Origin of the sequence: Priestia sp. SIMBA_032, from assembly GCF_046535215.1 — a bacterium.
Lineage (GTDB): Bacteria > Bacillota > Bacilli > Bacillales > Bacillaceae_H > Priestia > Priestia aryabhattai.
In genome coordinates, this window is the sequence record NZ_JAWRXD010001083.1 from 1 (window position 1) to 255 (window position 255).

Annotated in this window: 1 protein-coding gene; it reads left to right on the forward strand. The window is 62.7% G+C overall.

From position 1 onward, the window contains the following. Positions 1–255 (forward strand): hypothetical protein (locus SB717_RS37675; RefSeq protein WP_410908268.1); only part of this gene is annotated, 255 nt, incomplete at both ends.

Consider the following 255-nt stretch of genomic DNA (forward strand, 5'->3'; position numbering starts at 1 on the left):
GTATCGACGAATCTTGCGAGGCAGGAGGGCAGCGACCCGATCGCGCGGCTCCACCAGACGAATCTGCGCTATATCGAGACCTACCGCGATTACGCGGCGCTATACGGCCTGGTCGAGCAGGTGGCGACCATCGATCCGGTCATTCATGCCGAGCGAATCGAACGCCGCCGCGTGCATGTTGAACGCGTGACCGCCTCGATCGAACGTTGGCAACAACGCGGACAGGCTGATCCGACGATTGACGCGGCGACGACG